Below are 19,977 nucleotides of genomic sequence, written 5' to 3' on the forward strand. Positions count from 1 at the left end.
GTTGGTCTTGCTCGCTCATTTTGATGCGGCTGTCACGAACCAAACACGACCGTCCAACCGTCGAAACCAGCGTCTCAGCGCAGAACCGCCGTACTGTGGAGGCAAACACATATCAACACAGCGGCAGATCAGAGTTCCATGTCCGAAGCCGCCCACACGCAACCAACTACCGACGTTCTTTCGCGGCTCGACAGCGAGTCTGCTGGGCTCTCGGCATCGGAAGCCCGAACTCGACGCGACAGATACGGCGAGAACGAGATTACACGGGGGAGCGAACGGACACCACTCGACATCGCTGTCGCCCAGTTCGATAGCGCCCTTATTTTGGTTCTCGTTGCGGCCGCGATACTGTCCGTGTGGGCGGGCAACGCAGTCGACGCAGTGTTGATAGCCGTGATTGTGGTCGGGAACGGGCTGTTCGGCTTCGTTCAGGATTACCGTGCAGAGGGCACGCTCGAATCCCTGCGAGAATTGACCGCACCAACAGCGACAGTCCGACGCGACGGCCAGTCCGTTGAGGTCGACGCGACCGAACTCATCCCGGGCGACGTTATCGAACTGGAGAGCGGCGATGTCGTTCCAGCCGACGCTCGGCTGATTGACTGTCAGTCTCTGGAGGTCGACGAAGCAGCGCTCACTGGTGAGAGTACCCCGGTTTCGAAGGGAACTGACCCAGTAGACGCCGATGCACCGCTTGCGGAGCGTGAATCGATGGTGTACAAGGGCACGAACGTCACACGCGGTTCGGGCGTGGCCGTCCTCACGGCAACCGGGATGGATACCGAGGTCGGGGCCATCGCTCGCCAACTCGCGGGGACGGAGGAAACCGACACACCGCTGCAGACGGAACTCGACACGCTCGGGCGCACGCTCGGCATCGGCGTGATAGTGCTTGCTGCACTTGTGGTTCCACTCTTAGTCTTCCGGGGGACCGAACTGGTTCAGGCGGCACTCACCGCGATATCGCTCGCTGTGGCCGCGGTTCCCGAGGGACTGCCAGCGGTTGTGACGCTAACGCTGGCCCTCGGTGTCCGGAAAATGGCCGACGAGAACGCGCTCGTACGGCGCTTGCCCGCCGTCGAGGCGCTGGGCTCCGTCGATGTCATCTGTACGGACAAGACCGGGACGCTGACCGAGGGGCGAATGTCAGTCAGTCGGATCTGGGTCAACGACGCCGTTGTCGACAGTGACGAAATGTACGGGGACGCCCTGCCGGACCGCGTTGCTACGGTGCTCCGCGCAGGGACACTGTGCAGCGATGCGACGCTCGAAGCAGGCGACCCGACGGAGCAGGCCATCGTCACGGCGGCTACCGAGTCCGGAATCGATGTCGAACGCCTCCGTGAAGCGAACCCGAGAACGGACGAGATCCCGTTCTCGTCGGAGCGCAAGTGGATGGGCACTGTTCACGATGACACGGTCTACGTCAAAGGCGCGCCTGAAGTCATCCTCTTGAAGTGCGCCCGCGTCCTCACCGATACCGGTCCGGCGGACCTCACCCCTGATAGAGCTGAGCAGATCAGAGAACAGGTCGGTACGTTCGCTGACGACGCGCTCAGGGTGCTCGCAGTGGCGTACACAGAGGATGTCGACGTAGTGGAACGGGATGACACAACTGGCGATGCCGACGATGTCAGTGACGACCTGACCTTCGCTGGGCTGGTCGGTATGATCGACCCGGCCCGCGAGGAAGTCGCCGACGCGATTGTGGCGACCGAGCGTGCAGGCGTTGGTGTGAAGATGGTCACCGGTGACAACGTCAGGACCGCCGCAGCCATTGCCGGCGAACTCGGTCTGGGCCAGCGCGTGATGGAAGGCGGCGATGTTGAGGACTGTTCCGAGGACACGCTCCGCGACCGTGTCGAGTCTGTCGACGTGTTCGCACGCACGTCCCCGGAGCACAAGGTCCGGATTCTGCAGGCGCTGCAGGCAAACGGTCACACTGTGGCAATGACGGGCGACGGGGTCAACGACGCACCCGCGCTGAAAAACGCCGATATCGGTGTCGCGATGGGCGTCCGTGGGACTGACGTGGCTAAACAGGCCAGCGACGTTATCTTGCTGGATGATAACTACGCGACAATCGAGCGGGCAATCGAGCGCGGGCGAGCCATCTTCGATAACGTCTGGAAGTTCGTCGGCTACCTGTTGAGTGCCAACGTGGCCGAAGTCGCCATCGTCTTCATCGCCTCGCTCTTTGGCTACCTCGTCCTGCCGGCAGTTCAATTGCTGTGGATTAACCTCCTGACTGACGGGCTGCCAGCACTTGCGCTTGGGGCCGACCCCAAAAGCGGTGACGTGATGCAGCGACCGCCTAGGGACCCGGATCGCGGTATCGTTGACCACGATATGCTCGCCCTCATCGGGGGCACAGGGGTCATCTCGACACTGGTAATGCTCGGCCTGCTACTGGTCACGCTTGCCGGCGCATCCGCAGTCACGCCCTACGCGATGACAATGGTATTCACCGGCTTCGTCTTCCTCGAATTCGAAAAGCTGTACGTGATCCGCTGGCTCCGAGAGACACCGACCCTCTCAAATCGCTGGCTGGCGTCCGCAGTCGGTGGATCGATACTCCTGCAGCTTGCCGTCCTGTACACCCCGCTCAACGTCTACTTCGGGACGGTCCCACTCGGACTCGTCGACTGGGGGCTGATCGGTGGCGTCCTCTTACTCGCCTTACCGCTGTATCTCGCGGTTGCCAGCGGGGTGAAGCGGCTGTAACGGGTCGGGCCGCCCTCACTCCAGCTGTCCGTTGAGCACTTTCGCGGCGACTAGCACCGGGTCCCAGACGGGGCTGAACGGTGGGGCGTACGCCAGGTCTAGCCGTTCGAGTTCGTCGATAGTCATGTCTGCCTCGATGGCCGTCGCAAGCGTGTCGATACGTATCGCCGCCCGGTCTTCCCCGACGAGTGCGCCGCCCAGCAGGCGACCACTATTTCGATCGGCGACGAGGGTCACGTCAGTGTCGTCGCCGCCGGGGTAGTACCCTGACCGGGACCCAGCCGTGACCGTCGTCGACACCGGGTCGAAGCCGGCGGCGCTGGCCTGTTCGTGGTCGAGGAGGCCCACGCGGCCACATTCGAGGTCGAACGCCTTCACGACAGCTGTTCCGGCGATGTCGCCGACAAGTGAGGGGTCGCCGGCGACGGTCTGCCCGATTGCGCGACCAGCCCGGTTCGCGGTCAGTCCAAGGGGAACCCAGTCAGGCTCGCCGGTCACGGCGTGGCGGTCTTCGGCGCAGTCCCCGGCGGCGTAGACCCTGTTGACGCTCGTCGCCCCGTACTCGTCGACCGCTATCGCGCCTGAATAGCCAAGGTCGACCGGCGTGTCCGCGAGGAGGGCCGTGTTCGGCCTGATGCCGATACCGACCAGCGCGAGGTCCACATCGGTGGTGCCACCGTCATGGGCAACCGCCGTGACGCGCTCGTCTCTGTTTCCGACAATCTCCTCAACGGCGGTGTCCAGATGCAGTATCACGCCTTGCTCCCGGAGCTGGCGGGCAACGCGCTCGCCGACTGCTTCCCCGAACGGCGGCAGGAGGTGGCCCGACCGCTGGAAGAGATGTGTCTCGATGTTGTGAGCCTGGAACGCCTCGGCCATCTCGACGCCGACGTAGCCGCCGCCGACGATGGCGACTCGCTCCGGTGGTTCCCAGTCGGTGTACTTCTCGACGAGCGCCGTGTCGACGTACTCGATACTCGTATCGACGGCGAATTCCCCCGGCTCGGACAGCGCGGCACGAACCGAAGCAGCCGAATCAAGTCCGTGCATCGTGAACGCACCATCGAGTTCTGTCCCCGGTATCGGTCCAGTCATCGCGCGTGCCCCTGTCGCGACCAGCAGGTCGCCATATGGCTGGCTAAACGTCTCGCTGTCGTGGGCGACGGCAACCGTCTCGGCGTCGGTGTCGACGCCGACGACTTCGTGGTTCCGGCGGAGGTCGATACCCCGCTCGGCCGCCTGTTCGGGCGACAGCGAGAGGAGGTCCGTCAGCCGCTCGACAGTCCCCTTCACGTAATACGGTGTCCCGCAGTGGGCATAGGACACCCACTTGCCTTTTTCGAAGACAATCACGTCACGGTCCGGTGCCTCGCGGGCGAACTTGCTCGCAGCGCTGAGCCCGGCTGCGTCACCACCGATGACCACGAACGGGTCAGTCATACAGACTCTCGTCTCGCTACGGTACTAATGGTTGAGTGTGGTGTAGGTAACCCGTGATGCCGCTGTGCCCGACACGGATTCAACGCTATTCGTTGGTCTTTCCGCGCCGCAAAAACTGCCTGTCTCCCGCTGTCACGACTGCATATGGACGAGGTGACCAACTCTCACGCTTCCAGAGCCAACGATGACGAGCCCTGTGTGTCACCGGTTCGTTATTCCGCGTAGGATTCGATAAGCGCCCGGAGGTCATCTTCTCCTTTGACGCCGACGACTTCTTCGACCTGCTCACCGCCGGCAAACAGGATGAGCGTCGGCACGCCCCGGACGCCGTACGACTGAGCGAGTTGCTGGTTGGCGTCAACATCGACTTTGGCGACAGCCGCGTCAGTTTCTGCGGCCAATGTCTCGACGACGGGTTCGAGCATCTGGCACGGGCCACACCAGTCGGCATAGAAGTCCGTGAGGACGAGGTCGTACTTATTAACGACATCATCAAGCTGGTCTGCTCCGTCGATGTGAAGTGGCTCGTTTGTCGTGGTGGTTCCAGCGTCGGATGCAGTATCAGTTGCCATCACCTGAATGTACGCGGCAGCGTCAAATAAGTCTTTGTACAGATTGCACAATACTATGAATACTGCTGCCCGGCCAGACGAAGTGGGTCAGTTACCGCTTCACAGAGAGAAATCCGCCTGGGTCGGGGGCGACAGAGTATGATAGAGAGAAGGACGCGGCGTTAGCTTTCGACGGTCGGGGCTGTGGACTCGGACTGTTCGTACTTGTTCTCGAATTCCTGAATGAGCTGGCCCATCTTCGCGTACCAGTCGTTGAGCATCCGCTGCATCTCGTCTGCTATCTGCGACGGGTCTGTTGGCGAGTAGACGTGGTAGTAGCCGCCCTGGTCGTAGTTGATCTGATCTTTTTCGATGAAGCCCGTCTGGAGAAGCCGCTGGACGGCGCGGTACGCGGTTGAGCGCTCACGATCGACTGCATCGGCGAGTTCGTCGACGGTCAGTGGTTCCTCAGCCTCGACAAGCGCCCGAAAGCACTCCTTGTCGAGTTCCTTGAGTCCGTGGAAACATTCTAATAGGCCCTCACACTGCATATCCCGCCGGAGCTGTTCAGACATCGAATCTGGCATCGTTATCACCTTTTTCTACCCGCTACGCAGTTATAAGACTTGTGTACGGTTCGCACAACTGCACGCAAAAGCTGCCAGCGAACGGTTCGCTGGAAGCCTCGGCCAGCTTGTAGAATGAATGACACAAAGTATTTCTGCGGTAGCTCCCTCCTCACTGACAGAAATAGAAAACGAGGCCCTCGGAAATGATATACGATCACACTGCTTTGGCAGCCACGCGACACATGCGGCCCAGTGAGGTATGAGCAGGTCTGCATCTCGGACACCTTCCCCGGGCGTCACAGGGTTACTCAGGAGTGCGATCCGCACGGGTATCGCTGTATCCTTCGCCGAGGGAATCCGGAGGCGGAGCCCTGGGGCGGTTGTGAATGCTCTCATCGCTTTCGGGGGAGCGTATCTGCCAGACATCTTGGAACGGCGGTGTTCCGTTGAATTTCGGCCGTGGCAGCGGATTTACGTAGAGACAGCGATGCTGACACACGCTGTCGGGATGCTCGGCCCGTACGACGATATCTGGTGGTGGGACAATCTGACCCATATTCACTCGGCGACGGTTCTTGGTGGGCTTATTCACGTACTCTCGCGGCGGTTGGGCGTAGACCCGGAGCAGCGGGTCATTACCGGTGTCGTTACCATGGGCATCCTCTGGGAATTCATGGAGTACATTATTCACGCTTCGTCGCGCCGAGTCGGTCTCGAACCAATACTCGTCTCCTACGGAAAGACTGACACGCTGCTCGATCTCGTCTCCAATCTCGTCGGCGCAATTCTCGTTCTTGTCTTCGGCGACGCTCTTCTCGGGAACCTTGTTCGACGCGAGACTGAATGATTGTCTTCTCTCGTCGATCTCCCTCTGTCTTCTCTATGTTGAACAGTCATCATCCTCATCTGACCGCATCTGGAGATTGGTGACTGTATACCCAGCATTTACGACTCTATTCCTATCAACTCTGGAGTGTTTCTACAGCGCCACGTAACCGTCTCTCTGGCGCTGCTTCCGGACAAGTTATTTTTGCACACTATTTACACTACTAGCCCACATTAAGAGGGTTAGTACGGGGTCCAAGAGTGAAGCGGCTCCGACCGCGGACTCCCGCTATCGGCGTCCCGAGTGTGAGACTCCTCGAACGCTAAATGTGCTGGACAGTCACATGTAAGCCACCGGGGAGGCGTGCGGGATTCCATGGGCGGGCTCGGCTCAGAGCCCGTGGAAGCACTCGCTACCGGCGCAGTTTCCGTGCTACTCTCTACCCGTGTCGGTCCCGAGGAATTGGACACTAATCCACATTCAGCCTACAGGCTACAGTCGCGTCTTCGACGCTTAGCCGCCCTTCTGTTCGATTCCGTATTTCCGAGATCGCGCCACACTACTGAGAGTGTATCCGAAGAGATTTTGCTCTATAGGCACAATACAATACACGAATGACGCTCCCAATCGACCCGAGCCAGATCGACCCTGAAGACATCGGCGAACAACAGGCGACGCTCGAAATGAGCCACGAGGACGCGATCGAACACGTCCGGGACGTGTTCACTGACGCCGGATTTGGTGTCCCCGTCGAGTTCTCGCCCTCCGAAATGCTCAACGAGAAGATCGACGCGGACCGTGACCCATACTACGTGCTGGGGGCCTGTAACCCCGAAGTTGCCGACCGTGCCCTCGATGCGACGGATAACAAACTCGGCGGCCTCATGGCCTGTAACGTCGTCATCTGGGAAGAAGAGCCCGGGCAACAGCGTGTCTATCACGTCTCGATTATGCGTATCGCTCGCCTCGTCGGGATGGCACCCGACAACGAGGAGATGGCAGATATCGTCGCCGACACCGGTGAAATCGTTGACGAGGCGTTCCAGAACCTCTAATGGGCTATCACACCTTTGATGCCGGCCGGGCCGACAAGCTCGAAGACGCTCAGGAACGGTACCGTTCCCTCTCCGCTGAAGAGCTCTGCTGGGCGCTGTCGGCCAGTAGTGACGAGACGGTCGCAGACCTCGGGAGCGGGACCGGCTTCTACACCGACGATGTTGCACCGGCCGTCGACCACGTGTACGCCGTGGATATCCAGGAAGCGATGCACGACTACTACCGGAAGAAAGGCGTCCCCGACAACGTCGACCTCGTGACGAGTGCGGTTGACGACCTCCCGTTCGACACCAGCAGTCTCGACGCGGCGTTCTCGACGATGACGTACCACGAGTTCGCTAGCGACGGGGCGCTGCGCGAGGTCGCACGAGTGCTCAAGCCTGGGGGGACGTTTGCTATTGCCGATTGGGCGGCTTCTGGAAGCGGTCGCAACGGCCCGCCCGTCGATGAGCGGTTTTCCGCTGCCGAGGCGACGGATGCGCTCCGCCAGCACGGGTTCACGGTCGAGTTTGAGGCGGTGCGACCGGAAACGTTCCTGCTCGTTGTTAGTGCTGACTAACGGGGCGGCACTGGCCACCGGACACGCCCGGTTTTTTCCTCCAAGAGCCGGTTCGGGAACAGGACTGGTCGGACTGTTACGCTCGAACCTGTTGGGCGTTAACTGGCGAACAGCCGGCGCTCTGCCCGCTCATGCTCGGCGGCTAATACGTCTACCAGTGGGGCGAACGGCGTCATCTCATCTATTCCTCGGTCCGCGCTATCATCGACTGCAGCCGTCATCACTGGCTGCAGGTCGTTCAGGATTCGCTGGGCATCCGTGTGGCCGAGTGAGAGGAGACGCTGAGCCGCGCCCAGCAGTCCGGTGACGAACCCGTGACAGCACAGCAAGCAGGCCTCCCGGACAGCCACGTCGGCCAGCCCCGTCGCAACGCCGAGTACGACGGCGTAGTTCCCGGGTGCGTCGTCGGCATCAACGCGCTCCGCGTAGCGGTTCAGGAGCGCCTCGTCACGTAGTTCCGTCTGGAGCGAGAGCAACCGGTCGCCGGACTGTTGGGCGCTCTCGCGGAACTCTGCGGCCAGCGTCACGGCCGACAGGCGCTGGTCGGCATGACAGATCGCCTCGATATCACCGTCGGTCGCAGCGGCGTGTGCTGCCCGGAGCGCGACGAGTTCGGCGGGGCCGATTTGCCGTCTGAGGTACGTCGACAGGAGCCCTTCGAGGTCTGTCGCGTCTTCGACCCGGTCGTCCTGAATGAACTGTTCCAGCCCGTAGGAGACGGTGTAGGTCCCGACTGGCAGGAACGAATCCGCGAGGCGGAACGATTCAAGCGTTGCGACGTCGCTCATTGGTCCCCTCCGTCAATAGTACGAACGCCGTGGTCATGGGCGTGACTGGTCCCGTTGTGACTGTGACCACTACCCTCGTGGCCTGTCCCGTCACCGTGGGTGTGGTCGACCCCGTCATCGTCGAACGTCGTCGGCGGTACGTGCTCGTACCGCATCGGTACGTCCCCGGGGAGCAGGTCGGCGACCGTGTCTTCCATTCGTTCCTTCGAGTCGGTCACAGGGAATAGGGCCTCCTGCTCGCGGACCGCGAGGTTCCAGTGTTTGTTCCCGACCGCGTGCCCGAGCTCCAGCGCCGCGGCCGGTGAGATATCGCTGTCGGCGAAATCGAGCACGAGGGCCTCGATTTCGGCGAGTTCGACAACGACGAAAGTGCCGTCCTCAGCTTCAAGTACGTCGCCGTCCGCGAGGTCACGGGCAACCACGATACCGAGGTCCCGGCCGGCTGTCGTTTCAGTCCGGACCCGCGAGCGCTGGCGTTCGGTGTCCGAGAGCACGACAGTAGCGTGGGCCGATGCCTCGACGGTTTCAGGGATAGCATCGTCATCGCGATGGCCGAGATAGGTGTCTGCGACCAGCATCAGTACTTCCTCCCGGACGGCGCAGGGGCGTCCAGTAGCTCAATGCGCGCGTGGTCCCAGGCCGCGTGGAGCGTTGCCTGAACGGTCTCAGCGCGGTCGCCAAGGGCACGGACTGCGACCCCGGCACCGTTCGGCAATGCTGTTGCACCGGCCCGAGCATCACCGTCGGTGACGACCGCGTGGAGCGCATCGCTCAGTTCGGCCTCGTCGTGGTCCGGCGCGAGGACGAACGTCGTCCCGTAGACGGTGAACTCACCGAGGACGCCGGGGGCTGTGGGGTCCTCGTCTCCCGGCGTCAGGTGTGTCGCGTCCTCGAACAGGTGCCCGTCAGGTCCGGTCGCTCGCACGCGCGAAAGGTACCGTTCGAATTCGAAGCGCTCGCCTCTGGCGAGACGGCCCGGGACGACTACGTCGCTGACCACGGCAGTCGCGCCGGGGGCCAGATCGACCGAAAGCTCCTGCAGGTACCGGGAGTCAGCGTGGAGGATTGTCGGCTCGGGCACGTAATCCAGATGACCGCCAGCGCCGACGCTAAGCGTCGTGTCGGCGGCGGCGTAGTTACACGTCATCGTCTGGACCTTCGTCGAACTCTGGGTCGAGACGTGTGCGATGGCCTCGTCCCCGACGGTTATCGACACGTCATGGCGGTCACCCTGCGCGACGCCGCCGGTCGGTGACTGGATGAATACGGTGTCGGCCTCGGGGAGTGGGTCGTAGCCCAGCGTTCCTGAGATGTGGAACGGGACTGTCGCGTAATCGTGGACAAGGGTCGTCCCGTCGGCTGTCCGTTCGAAGGTCAGTTCGAGCACGCCGTCTTTCCCGGGGGACCCCACAGCGGCCTGTGGCACGGCCTCGGTCGCATACCCCTCGAACGCCGGATGGGGCGCGTCAGCGGCCATCAGGCGAACAGCACCCCGTCACGGACGTGCGACAGCACCGTGTCGATGTTCGTCTCGTCTTTGCAGTTGGTGAAGACGACGGGTCCGTCCCGAACCTCGTTTGCGTCGTGTTCCATCACGTCGAGGTCAGCGCCGACGTGGGGCGCGAGGTCAGTCTTGTTGACGACGAGTAGGTCACAGTCGACGACCCCCGGGCCGCGTTTTCGGGGGATATCTTCACCTTCCGCGACCGAAATGACGTACAGCGAGTAATCGGCGAGCTCGGGGTTGAACGTCGCCGCGAGGTTGTCGCCGCCGCTCTCGACCAGCACCAGGTCCAGCTCTGGGTGGTCTGCCAGGAAGGAATCGATTTGCTGGAGGTTCATCGATGGGTCTTCGCGGATACCTGTGTGCGGGCACGCGCCTGTCTCGACGCCAGCGACGAGGTCTTCCGGGACGACCCCGGCGAAGCGCTCGCGGAGCACGTCTGCGTCTTCCTGTGTGAGGATGTCGTTGGCGATGACACCCACATCAAGCCCCTGGTCGCGCAGTTCGGGAACGAGCGCGGTCAACAGCGAGGTTTTTCCGGAACCGACCGGCCCGCCGATACCGACCGTCGCCACGTCGCGGTGTGTGAGACTCATTCGTCTGTCCCCGCCGAGTCCCCGCCATCGGTCGCCGCCTCTGACTCCGTCGTTTCGTCGTCAACGGACCCAACACTGTCGGACCGAATCGGGTCGTGAACCGTGACCAGTTTGGTTCCGTCGGGGAACACCGGTTCGACCTGAATCATGTCTATCATCTCCGGCACGCCGTCCATCACGTCCTCGCGGCCGAGCAGTTTCGACGCACCGGACCGGATTTCGGCGACCGACTGGCCGTCACGACCGCGTTCGATGCACCAGTCGCTGATGTAAGCGACGGCTTCGGGGTGGTTCAGCGGGACACCGCGTTCCTTGCGGCGCCGCGCGACCTCTGCGGCGGTAAAGACCGTGAGTCGTTCCTGTTCTTTGGCTGTGAGTTTCATAGCAGGTATCGCTGCGCAAGTGGGAGTTCGGAAGACGGTTCACAGGTGACGTGCTCGCCGTCGACCCGGACCTCGAAGGTCTCCGGGTCGACCTCGATGTCATCCGGACAGTAGCTGTTGTACACCATGTCGTCTTTGCCGGGCGTCCGTGCGCCCTCGATTGGCACGACGCGGGAGTCGAGCCCGTACTCCTCGTCGATGCCGGCCTCGGCGGCCGCCGGAGAGACGAACGACAGCGAAATGGCGTGCTTGGCTTTGCCGACCGCACCGGCGCGTTCGCGCTGGAGAATCGGCTCGCAGGTCATCAGTGACCCGTTGGCTTCGCCCATCTCCGAATGGACCGGGAAGCCGCCCTTGAACGTCATCGCCGGCTTGACGCCGAAGAACGCGGGGTCCCACAGGCAGATGTCGGCAAGCTTGCCGGGTTCGAGTGTCCCGACGTGCTCTTCGATGCCGGCGCTGATAGCAGGATTGACGGTGTACTTGGCGATGTAGCGCTTGATACGGTGGTTGTCCGCGCCCGTCCCTTCGTCTTCGGGCAGCGGGCCACGCTGGGATTTCATCTTCGAGGCTGTCTGCCACGTCCGCGGGATGACTTCAGCCATCCGCCCCATCGCCTGGGAGTCGGAGGTCATCATCGAAATCGCGCCCATGTCGTGGAGCACGTCCTCGGCGGCGATGGTCTCCGCACGAACGCGGGATTCGGCGAAGGCCACGTCTTCCGGCACGTCAGGGTTGAGGTGGTGACACACCATCACCATGTCCAGGTGCTCGTCGAACGTGTTGTCGGTGTACGGCATCGATGGATTCGTCGACGACGGCAGCATGTTCGGCTCGCCGACCATCTCCATGATGTCCGGCGCGTGACCACCGCCAGCGCCCTCGATGTGGAACAGGTGCATCGTCCGCCCGTCGACAGCCCCGAAGGTGTTCTCGAGGAAGCCGGCTTCGTTCAGCGTATCGGTGTGCATGCACACCTGCACGTCCTCGTCTTCGGCGACTTCGAGGCAGGTGTTGATGGTTTCCGGGGTCGACCCCCAGTCTTCGTGGAGTTTCAGCCCACAGACACCGGCCTCGACCTGCTCGCGGAGCGGGCCCGGGTCGGAGGCGTTGCCCTTCCCGTAGAAACCGACGTTGACCGGCCACGCCTCGGCGGCCTGCAGGAAGCGCTTGACATTCTCTGGCCCGGTAGTACAGGTGGTTGCGCCGCCGCCGTACCCCCCGCCGAGCATCGTCGTGATACCGCCTGACAGCGCGTGTTCGTGAAGCTGTGCGGAGTTGAAGTGAATGTGGATATCGAGGCCGCCGGCGGTTGCTATCTTCCCCTCAGCCGGATAGACATCCGTCGACGGGCCGACGACCATGTCGACGCCGTCCATTGTGTCGGGGTTGCCGGCTTTCCCGATGCCGGCGATTTCCCCGTTTCGAATGCCGATATCGGCGGCAACGATACCCAGTATCGGGTCGATAATCGTCGCGTTCGTCAGCACCCAGTCGAGTGCGCCCTCCGCCTGTGTGACGCCGGGAGCCATTCCCAGCCCGTCCCGGAGCGTTTTCCCGCCGCCGAACACTGCCTCGTCGCCGTGGGTGCGTAGGTCCTCTTCGACCTTGGCGAACAGCTCCGTATCGCCCAGCCGGACTTTGTCGCCCGTCGTCGGCCCGTACAGTTCGGCGTAGTTCTCGCGGTCAATGTCGCGTGTCATTGGTCGGACTCCGTGTCGCCGTCGTCCGGTGCCGCCTCGCCTGTGTCTCCAAATCCTGCCGCACGCATGCGTTCGACCGCGTCGCCCGTCTCGCCGTCGACGCTCCCGTTGACAAGTCCGTTCATCCCGTGGGCGCGTCGCTTCCCACCGATTTCGACGAGTTCGACCGTTTGCTCGTCACCAGGTTCGAACCGGACAGCCGTGCCGGCAGGGATGTTCAGCCGCATCCCCATGGCCGCTTCGCGGTCGAACTCCAGCGCCGCGTTGGCCTCGAAAAAGTGGAAGTGCGACCCGACTTGTGAGGGTCTGTCGCCGGTGTTCCCGACAGTCACTTCCGTCGTCTCTCGGCCTTCGTTCAGCGTCACTGTCCCTTCACCTGGAATGACCTCACCGGGCACGAGTCCATCGCTCATCGCGCCACCGCCCCAAGTGTTTCTGACTGTTTGTCTATCATCTGCCCTTCTCTTTGAATACACATACTAAAATGATTGCTCTCTGCGCAAGTGACGCCTCTATATCGAGAACCGGATTAAATGCTAAAGTTTCGGCCCTACATAAAGGGGTTCGACTATCGAACTGTCCTACTTCCCGAAGCCAACACGACTCACGTCCAGTCTGCCGGTGGTTTCGGTGACCGGCGACACTTACAGCGCGGGCGAGCATACAGCGGGTGATTTCGGGACGCAGAAGCCAGATTTGACTGACATCGGTCGTACAGGTCACTGCACCGGAACAACGCCAGCAGTTTGTTCTTTTGTCTCATTGACCGACAGCGGCACAAAATAGCGGAATAGTTCAAATTTTATCGGCAGCACTGCTGCTTTCGCTGACTATTCGTCATATCCTTTGACGACCTTATACTATCAAGACTATATGGTGGACAATATAAGATAAGAGTGGTAAACCTTATTTTCCCCCTCCCAGACGGCAACACTGTGAACGAAATCATGGACGAACGTTTGGATATTGTGAGTAAAGAACGAGAGATGGCCAAAGATAATGGACATGATAATCCTAACAAGAACCTAGTATCGGAGGGAGACGCATGAATCGCTCGTCTGTCAGCCGCCGTCAGTTCCTCGGCGCGAGCGGGGCCGCACTCGTTACCGGCCTCGCCGGCTGTTCTGCCGGTGAAGGCGGGACCTCGACGGACACCGCGAGCAGTACCGACACGCTCAAAATCGGGGTGCTGGAGGACCAGTCCGGGAACTTCGCCCTCGTCGGCGACCCGAAGGCAAAGGCGTCGATGCTCGCCATCGAGGAAATCAACGCCAACGGCGGTATCGACGGGAAGCAAATCGAGACGTTCCAGCGCGACCCACAGTCGGACAATCAGCGCTATCAGGAACTCACCCGCACGGCGATCAACGAGGAGAACGTCGACGCCCTGTGGGCCGGCTACTCCTCAGCAACCCGGGAGGCCATCCGCCCGATAATCGACCGCAACGAACAGCTCTACTTCTATACCACGCAGTACGAGGGCGGCGTCTGTGACGAATTCACCTTCGCGGTCGGCCCGACCGCCCGCCAGCAACTCGGCATCGTCCTCCCGTATCTGGTCGAGGAGTTCGGCCCGGACATCTACACCATCGCGGCCGACTACAATTTCGGCCAGCTCTCCGCTGACTGGGTGAAGGTGCTGGCAAACGAAAACGACGCGAACGTCCTCGGTGAGGAGTTTATCCCGCTCAGCGAGTCCTCCTTCGGTTCGACGATCAACCGGATTCAGGAGGCCGACCCGGACTTCGTCATGTCGATGCTTGTCGGGGCGAACCACACGTCGTTCTACGAACAGAAGGCCTCGGCCGGTCTCGACGTGCCAATCGGCACTTCGACGGCAATGGCACAGGGATACGAGCACCGACGGCTCGACGCCCCGGCGATGGCCAACATCTACGCGGGCGTCAACTACATGGAGGAGGTGCCGACCGACAGCAACACCGGCGATGGCGGCTTCGTCGACCGATACTTCGAGATGTACCCTGATGCCCCGTACCTCAACGAGGAGGCCGAGACCAACTACTTCTCGACGTATATGTACAAGAAAGCCGTCGAGCAGGCCGGGACCACCGAACAGCCGGAAGTCATCGACGCTCTGGAGTCGGGCATCGAACTCGGCACCGAGGAGGCACCTGAAGCACCGGAGGGTGAGACAATCCGTCTTGACGGCGCGACCCACCACGTCGACCACCACATGTGGATTATGCGCGCCGACGACGACCACAACGTCGAAGCCGTCGAGAACCGCCAGATCCCCGAGACGTTCCTCTCGGAGACGGCCGGCTGCAACCTCCCCGAGAACCCGGAGCAGACCCAGTACACCCCGGTGGACTACTACGAGGAGGCCGAGTAGGGATGGTAAACGGGATCAACCTCGCGCTTCAGTTCCTCGATAGCTTCGCGTTCATCGTGCTCGCCGCGGCGGGGTTGGCCATCATCTTCGGGATTATGGGCGTCATTAATCTGGCACATGGGGAGTTCATCCTCATCGGTGCCTACACCGCGACGCTGGCCGTGACGCAACTCGGCCTCCCGCTCGTCGTGGCGATGCTCGTTGGCGGTCTGGTTACCGGCCTCTTCGGGATTCTGACCGAGCGGGTGATTATCTCCGGAGCCTGGCCCAATTACATCAGTCAACAGACCCTGGGCCGCGATATCATCGAACCGCTGTACGACCGGCTGGCCGATTCCATGGTCGCCACGTTTGGGCTCAGTCTGATACTGACTCAGGGAGCTCGAATCAGCTTTGGCAACTCAATCGACCAGATAGCCACGCCGTTCGGCGCGATCTCGTACGGGGCGTTCTCCTACTCAACGTACCGGATCGTCTTGGCCGGCGTTAGCATCGGGCTGCTCCTGGCTACCTACTACCTGTTCACCCGGACCGACTTCGGGATGCGCGCCCGGGCGACGATACAGGACAAGGAAACGGCACAGGCCATGGGCGTCAACACCGACCGGATGTACATGCTGACGTTCGGCATCGGCTCGGCGCTGGCCGGGCTGACCGGTGCGCTGTTCGCCCCAGTCATCTCGATGCAGCCGACGCTTGGCGACCAGTTCCTGGTCGAGGCGTTCGTCGCCGTCGTCGTCGGCGGGCCGAGCGTCGTTCTCGGGACCGCGCTGTCGGGGGGCGTCCTCGGGGCGATTCTGGCCACGTTCTCGAACCTCTACGGGACGTTCATCGGCCGTATCGCGCTACTCGTCGCTGCGCTCATCGCCCTCCGGTTCCTCCCCGACGGCATCACCGGGTTCATCGAACAACTGCGGAAACGGAGACAGGAGAGCGACTAGATGTCGAGAAACAGTGCAAACAGCGAGGCGAACAGGTCGCTCCCGGGTCGGCTTCGCAGTCGGTTCGAGGGGCCAAACACTATCGGGGAATCGCGTGGGTTCTGGGTCGGCTTCGCCGTCGCTGTGGCGGCGCTCGTCGTCTACCCGGCCTTCGGTGACGGCTCGCAGTTGTCGCTGTTCATGGTGCTGGCCCTGCTGGGGCTTTCGCTGTCGGTCGTCTGGGGCTACTCGGGCGTACTGAGTTTCGGGCAGGTCGTCTTCTTCGGTATCGGGGCCTACACGTTCGGCGTCGTCTCGATCAACTTTGCGACCCCGGGGGGTATCACGGCCGCTGTCGTCGCCGGTATCGTCGGCGGCGGTGTCAGCGCAGCCATACTGGGCTACTTCATGTTCTACGGTGGCGTGCGGGATGTCTACGTGACCATCATCACGCTCGTCTCGACGATCGTCATGCACACCTTCATGGCCCAGACCGCCGGGTCCGAGTGGGCCATCGGTGAGGCGGCACTGGGCGGGTTCAACGGGATGCCGGACATCCCGCTGCTGACGCTCGGCATCGAAGGTGCCTCCTACCAGTTCATCTACAACCCGTTCCCGATGCGGATTATCGGTATCGGATCCTTTGAAATCAGCCCGTTCTACTATCTCGTCCTCCTCCTGCTGGTCGGGACGTACCTCGGGTTGCGGGTCCTCGTTAACTCCGACTACGGCCGCGTGATGGTCGCTGTCCGGGAGGATGAGGACCGCACCGAGATGTTCGGTTACAACGTGACCCGCATCAAGTTCGTCGTGTTCACGCTGGGGGGCGCGCTTGCGGGTCTGTCCGGTGTGCTGTACGCCGCACGGAACGTCTACATCGACCCGACCGTGTTTTCGCTGCTGTTCGCGACCCTGCCGGTCATCTGGGTGAGTATCGGCGGCAGAAAGAGCTTGCTCGGGGCCGTTGTCGCCACGCTCGCCATCGAATACCTCCGCATCTCGATGGCGGGTGAGCTGGCGCTAGTCCTGCTTGGCACCCTGTTGCTGGTGACGATTCTGGTCCTTCCGAGCGGCTTCGTTCCGTGGCTCCACGAGCGGATTGTCGAAACTCGACTCGGTCCGGGCGAAGCTGGCGGGGCCGACGCACCCGACGCGCCGAGTGAGGTGAGTGACTAATGAGTGATACTGAAACCGAATCCGACATCGACCCGCTTGGACCGAACGTCCGGCAAACCGCTGCGGAACTGGCAACGGGTGACAGAACGGAGACACTGCTACAGACCGACGGGCTCGTCAAGCAGTTCGGCGGGTTCACCGCCACTGACGACGTGGACTTCTCGGTCGCCGAGGGGGAACTACGCTGTCTCATCGGCCCAAACGGCGCTGGCAAGTCAACGTTACTGAACCTGATTACCGGGACGTACGAGGCCAGCGACGGCAGTATCTACTACAACGGCCACGACATCACTGACCTCGACCCACATGAGCGGGTTTCTCGCGGTATCAGTATGAAATTCCAGGTCCCGTCCGTGTACGGTGACCTGAGTGTCAGAGAGAACGTCAGGCTCCCCGTCCAGCAGTTCGCCGACGGGGAGGAGCGACGGCGGCTGGTCGCCGAGGCTATCGAGGCTGCGGGCCTTACCGGCTACGAGGACGTTGCTGCGTCGCAACTCTCACACGGCCAACAGCAGCAACTGGAAATCGGGATGGCCGCCGCGCTCGAACCCGAACTCCTCCTGTTGGACGAGCCGGTCGCCGGCCTCGACGTGGCCGAACGCGAAGCTATTGCCGAGCGGATCAGGCGGCTCAACGAGGAGGAAGGGATCGCCTTCATTGTTATCGAACACGACACCGACTTCGTCGCGAGCATCGCCGAAGAAGTGACCGTCCTGCACAACGGTGAGGTGTTCCGCGAGGGACCGATTGAAGAAATCGAATCCGACCCAGAGGTCCAGCGGATATATCTGGGAGGTGAGTCATGATGCTCGAACTCGACGAGGTTTCTGCAGCCTACGACACAACGCCGATACTGCGGGATGTGGACCTCTCCGTCGAGGAGGAAGAAATCGTCGGGGTGATGGGGAAAAACGGCGTCGGCAAGACGACGCTGCTGAAGACGGTGATGGGCTTGCTGGAGCCCAGCGAGGGGACCATCAGCTACGACGGCACGGACGTGACTCACGCGAGTGCTGACGAGCGCGCCCGGGCCGGAATCGGCTACATCCCGCAGGGCCGGGACGTGTTCCCCAAGCTAACCGTCGAGCAGAACATCAAGATGGGCGAGACCATCCGGTCGGAGAGCGACGAAACGCTGTACGACCAGATATACGATTACTTCCCCGTGCTCGAAGAACGGGCCAGTCAGGAAGCCGGAACGCTCTCGGGCGGGCAACAGCAGATGCTCGCCATCGGCCGCGCACTGGTCTCGAATCCTGACTTGCTCTTGCTCGATGAACCGTCCGAGGGCATCCAGCCCTCTATCGTCGACCAGATCAGCCAGGATATGCAGACGATCAACGACGACCTCGGGACGACGATTCTGTTCGTTGAGCAGAACCTCGGGGTCATCCGCGAGATGGCCGACCGCTGTTACGCGATGGAGCGTGGCACGGTCGTTGACGAACTCGGTCCGTCGACTATTGCCGACGAGGACGCGATTGCGGAGTACCTCGCGGTCTGAGACGGACTGCCGTCGCCGTTCCACGCTGCTGGCACCCGCTTTCGGACGGTCGCCTGCGGAATGACGCGTGGCGGTTCGGACGCGGGTGGACTGTCGGCTACCTAATTCCTTCCTGATTACACGCAAGCAACCGAATCAACAGGAACTTGAGTACCCACTGAACAGACCTGTACACGAATGTCCGATCGTGACTCATGGATATCGAACCTCGGTTTCGTGCTTGCTGCCGTCGGCGGTGCGGCAGGTCTGGGGAACATCTGGCGGTTCCCGTGGCTGACCGCCGGAAACGGTGGCAGTGCGTTCCTCATCGTCTACCTGCTCGTTGTCGTCGGCATCGGCGTCCCGGGATTGCTCGCTGAGTTCGTCCTCGGACGCTGTGGCCGACAGACGCCAACCGCGGCGTTGCGCTCGCTCACCGGCTCCCGCTGGGGGTCGTGGCTGGGCGCGTTTAACGTCCTCACAACGCTCGTCATCCTCTCGTTCTACTCTGTCGTCGGCGGGTGGATCCTTCGCTACACGCTCGTCTCACCGGTTGGGACGTACTTCGGGCAGCCCCAGCAGTACTTCGGGGCAATGAGCTTTGGCCTCGAAGCGGTCGCCTTTCACCTGCTGTTCCTCGGTATCGTTGCCGCCATCGTTTTCTTTGGCATAAGCAACGGTATCGAACGCGTCTCGAAGGTGATGCTTCCCGGTGTTGTAATTATCTTGCTCGGCCTCGCTGTGTGGACAGCCACCCAGCCGGGGACGGCCGCCGGCTACGCGTTCTATCTCAGTTTTGACGCCGAATACCTCGCCGTGAACTTCCTGAGCGTTATCGGGCCAGCGGCAGGCCAGGCGCTGTTCACCCTCTCGCTCGGTGCTGGAGTGATGCTGACGTACGCCTCGTATCTCGACGACAACGCATCTCTTCCGCGAGATACGCTGGTCATCGCTGTCTCGAACACGTTCATCGGTGTCCTCGCCGGCTTGGTCGTCATTCCGCTGTTGTTTTCCCAGGGTGTCGACCCCGGACAGGGCGGCCCTGGCGCATTGTTCGTCGCGCTCGCGACGGCATTTGCGACGCTTCCGGGCGGGGAGCTCGTCGCGACGGCGTTTTTTGCGACCGTGTTGATGGCCGCGGTGACCAGCGGTATCAGCCTGCTCGAAACGCCGGTGGCAACGCTCGTCGATAGCTTTGGCGTCCCGCGACGCCGGGCCACGGTACTGGTCACGGTCCTGCTTGCGGCCACTGGGAGCGGGCTGGCACTCACAAGCTCGGTGTTCCAGTTCGTCTCCGGCACGCTCGCAGACCTGATGTTGACCGTCGGGCTGTTCGCATTCACTGT

At 62.0% G+C, this 19,977-nt stretch carries 20 protein-coding genes; 10 read left to right on the forward strand and 10 right to left on the reverse strand.

Features of this window, described 5'->3' with window-relative positions; genetic code table 11:
- The first annotated feature begins 138 nt into the window (after positions 1-138).
- Positions 139-2,724 (forward strand): calcium-translocating P-type ATPase, PMCA-type, encoded by a 2,586-nt coding sequence (locus G9463_RS09685; RefSeq protein ID WP_165896583.1) that lies wholly within the window; start codon positions 139-141, stop codon positions 2,722-2,724.
- A gap of 15 nt (positions 2,725-2,739) precedes the next feature.
- On the opposite strand, the gene G9463_RS09690 is transcribed toward G9463_RS09685, so the two are convergent.
- The 3 genes from G9463_RS09690 to G9463_RS09700 all read right to left on the reverse strand — a co-directional run bounded on the left by G9463_RS09690 (position 2,740) and on the right by G9463_RS09700 (position 5,302).
- Complete coding sequence (locus tag G9463_RS09690; protein WP_004965688.1) at positions 2,740-4,164, reverse strand: FAD-dependent oxidoreductase; 1,425 nt, start codon at positions 4,162-4,164, stop codon at positions 2,740-2,742.
- A gap of 212 nt (positions 4,165-4,376) precedes the next feature.
- Entirely contained in the window at positions 4,377-4,736 is a 360-nt protein-coding gene (trxA, locus tag G9463_RS09695; protein ID WP_004965691.1) for a thioredoxin, read from the reverse strand.
- Positions 4,737-4,897: 161 nt separating this feature from the next.
- Entirely contained in the window at positions 4,898-5,302 is a 405-nt protein-coding gene (locus G9463_RS09700; protein ID WP_011222592.1) for a helix-turn-helix domain-containing protein, read from the reverse strand.
- A gap of 241 nt (positions 5,303-5,543) precedes the next feature.
- On the opposite strand from G9463_RS09700, the gene G9463_RS24480 reads away from it, so the two are divergent.
- The 3 genes from G9463_RS24480 (at position 5,544) to G9463_RS09715 (ending at position 7,725) form a co-directional block, all read left to right on the forward strand.
- Positions 5,544-6,131 carry a hypothetical protein gene (locus G9463_RS24480; protein ID WP_011222591.1) on the forward strand — a complete coding sequence of 196 codons (588 nt, stop codon included), beginning with the start codon at positions 5,544-5,546 and terminating at the stop codon, positions 6,129-6,131.
- Between the two features lie 593 nt (positions 6,132-6,724).
- Positions 6,725-7,165, forward strand: coding sequence for a DUF302 domain-containing protein (locus tag G9463_RS09710; protein ID WP_004965704.1), 441 nt, complete (start codon positions 6,725-6,727; stop codon positions 7,163-7,165).
- Positions 7,165-7,725: a class I SAM-dependent methyltransferase gene (locus G9463_RS09715; protein ID WP_011222590.1), complete on the forward strand. Its 561-nt coding sequence runs from the start codon at positions 7,165-7,167 to the stop codon at positions 7,723-7,725. Before G9463_RS09710 ends, G9463_RS09715 begins: the two co-directional genes overlap by 1 nt.
- A 98-nt stretch (positions 7,726-7,823) precedes the next feature.
- Here G9463_RS09715 and G9463_RS09720 read toward each other — a convergent pair whose 3' ends face one another.
- The 7 genes from G9463_RS09720 to G9463_RS09750 are packed head-to-tail and all read right to left on the reverse strand — an operon-like array spanning position 7,824 to position 13,112.
- The gene (locus G9463_RS09720; protein ID WP_011222589.1) at positions 7,824-8,513 is read right to left on the reverse strand and encodes an urease accessory protein UreF; all 690 of its coding nucleotides are present in this window, start codon (positions 8,511-8,513) and stop codon (positions 7,824-7,826) included.
- Entirely contained in the window at positions 8,510-9,091 is a 582-nt protein-coding gene (locus tag G9463_RS09725) for an urease accessory protein UreE (protein ID WP_165896584.1), read from the reverse strand. Before G9463_RS09725 ends, G9463_RS09720 begins: the two co-directional genes overlap by 4 nt.
- Entirely contained in the window at positions 9,091-9,990 is a 900-nt protein-coding gene (gene ureD, locus G9463_RS09730; RefSeq protein WP_165896585.1) for an urease accessory protein UreD, read from the reverse strand. The genes G9463_RS09725 and ureD overlap by 1 nt, the downstream gene beginning before the upstream one ends.
- Positions 9,990-10,613: an urease accessory protein UreG gene (gene ureG, locus G9463_RS09735; protein WP_004965716.1), complete on the reverse strand. Its 624-nt coding sequence runs from the start codon at positions 10,611-10,613 to the stop codon at positions 9,990-9,992. The genes ureD and ureG overlap by 1 nt, the downstream gene beginning before the upstream one ends.
- Positions 10,610-10,996 carry an urease subunit gamma gene (locus G9463_RS09740; protein WP_165896586.1) on the reverse strand — a complete coding sequence of 129 codons (387 nt, stop codon included), beginning with the start codon at positions 10,994-10,996 and terminating at the stop codon, positions 10,610-10,612. Before G9463_RS09740 ends, ureG begins: the two co-directional genes overlap by 4 nt.
- On the reverse strand, positions 10,993-12,699 hold the full coding sequence (gene ureC / locus G9463_RS09745) for an urease subunit alpha (RefSeq protein ID WP_165896587.1): 1,707 nt from the start codon (positions 12,697-12,699) through the stop codon (positions 10,993-10,995). Before ureC ends, G9463_RS09740 begins: the two co-directional genes overlap by 4 nt.
- A complete protein-coding gene (locus G9463_RS09750; RefSeq protein ID WP_004965721.1) occupies positions 12,696-13,112 on the reverse strand; it encodes an urease subunit beta in 417 nt (138 codons plus the stop codon). The genes ureC and G9463_RS09750 overlap by 4 nt, the downstream gene beginning before the upstream one ends.
- Before the next feature lie 632 nt (positions 13,113-13,744).
- On the opposite strand from G9463_RS09750, the gene G9463_RS09755 reads away from it, so the two are divergent.
- From G9463_RS09755 to G9463_RS09780, 6 genes are all read left to right on the forward strand, one after another.
- Positions 13,745-15,052: an urea ABC transporter substrate-binding protein gene (locus tag G9463_RS09755; RefSeq protein WP_004965723.1), complete on the forward strand. Its 1,308-nt coding sequence runs from the start codon at positions 13,745-13,747 to the stop codon at positions 15,050-15,052.
- Positions 15,053-15,054: 2 nt separating this feature from the next.
- A complete protein-coding gene (gene urtB, locus G9463_RS09760; protein WP_007188457.1) occupies positions 15,055-15,993 on the forward strand; it encodes an urea ABC transporter, permease protein UrtB in 939 nt (312 codons plus the stop codon).
- Entirely contained in the window at positions 15,994-17,148 is a 1,155-nt protein-coding gene (urtC, locus tag G9463_RS09765) for an urea ABC transporter, permease protein UrtC (RefSeq protein ID WP_165896588.1), read from the forward strand. It abuts the gene before it with no gap.
- Positions 17,148-17,954: an ABC transporter ATP-binding protein gene (locus G9463_RS09770; RefSeq protein ID WP_165896589.1), complete on the forward strand. Its 807-nt coding sequence runs from the start codon at positions 17,148-17,150 to the stop codon at positions 17,952-17,954. The genes urtC and G9463_RS09770 overlap by 1 nt, the downstream gene beginning before the upstream one ends.
- A complete protein-coding gene (locus G9463_RS09775; RefSeq protein WP_049938626.1) occupies positions 17,954-18,652 on the forward strand; it encodes an ABC transporter ATP-binding protein in 699 nt (232 codons plus the stop codon). Before G9463_RS09770 ends, G9463_RS09775 begins: the two co-directional genes overlap by 1 nt.
- A 177-nt stretch (positions 18,653-18,829) precedes the next feature.
- Positions 18,830-19,977, forward strand: a 1,148-nt coding sequence (locus G9463_RS09780; RefSeq protein WP_165896590.1) for a sodium-dependent transporter, incomplete at its 3' end; no start/stop codon positions are given.

It is taken from the genome of Haloarcula sp. JP-Z28 (assembly GCF_011440255.1).
GTDB lineage: Archaea > Halobacteriota > Halobacteria > Halobacteriales > Haloarculaceae > Haloarcula > Haloarcula marismortui.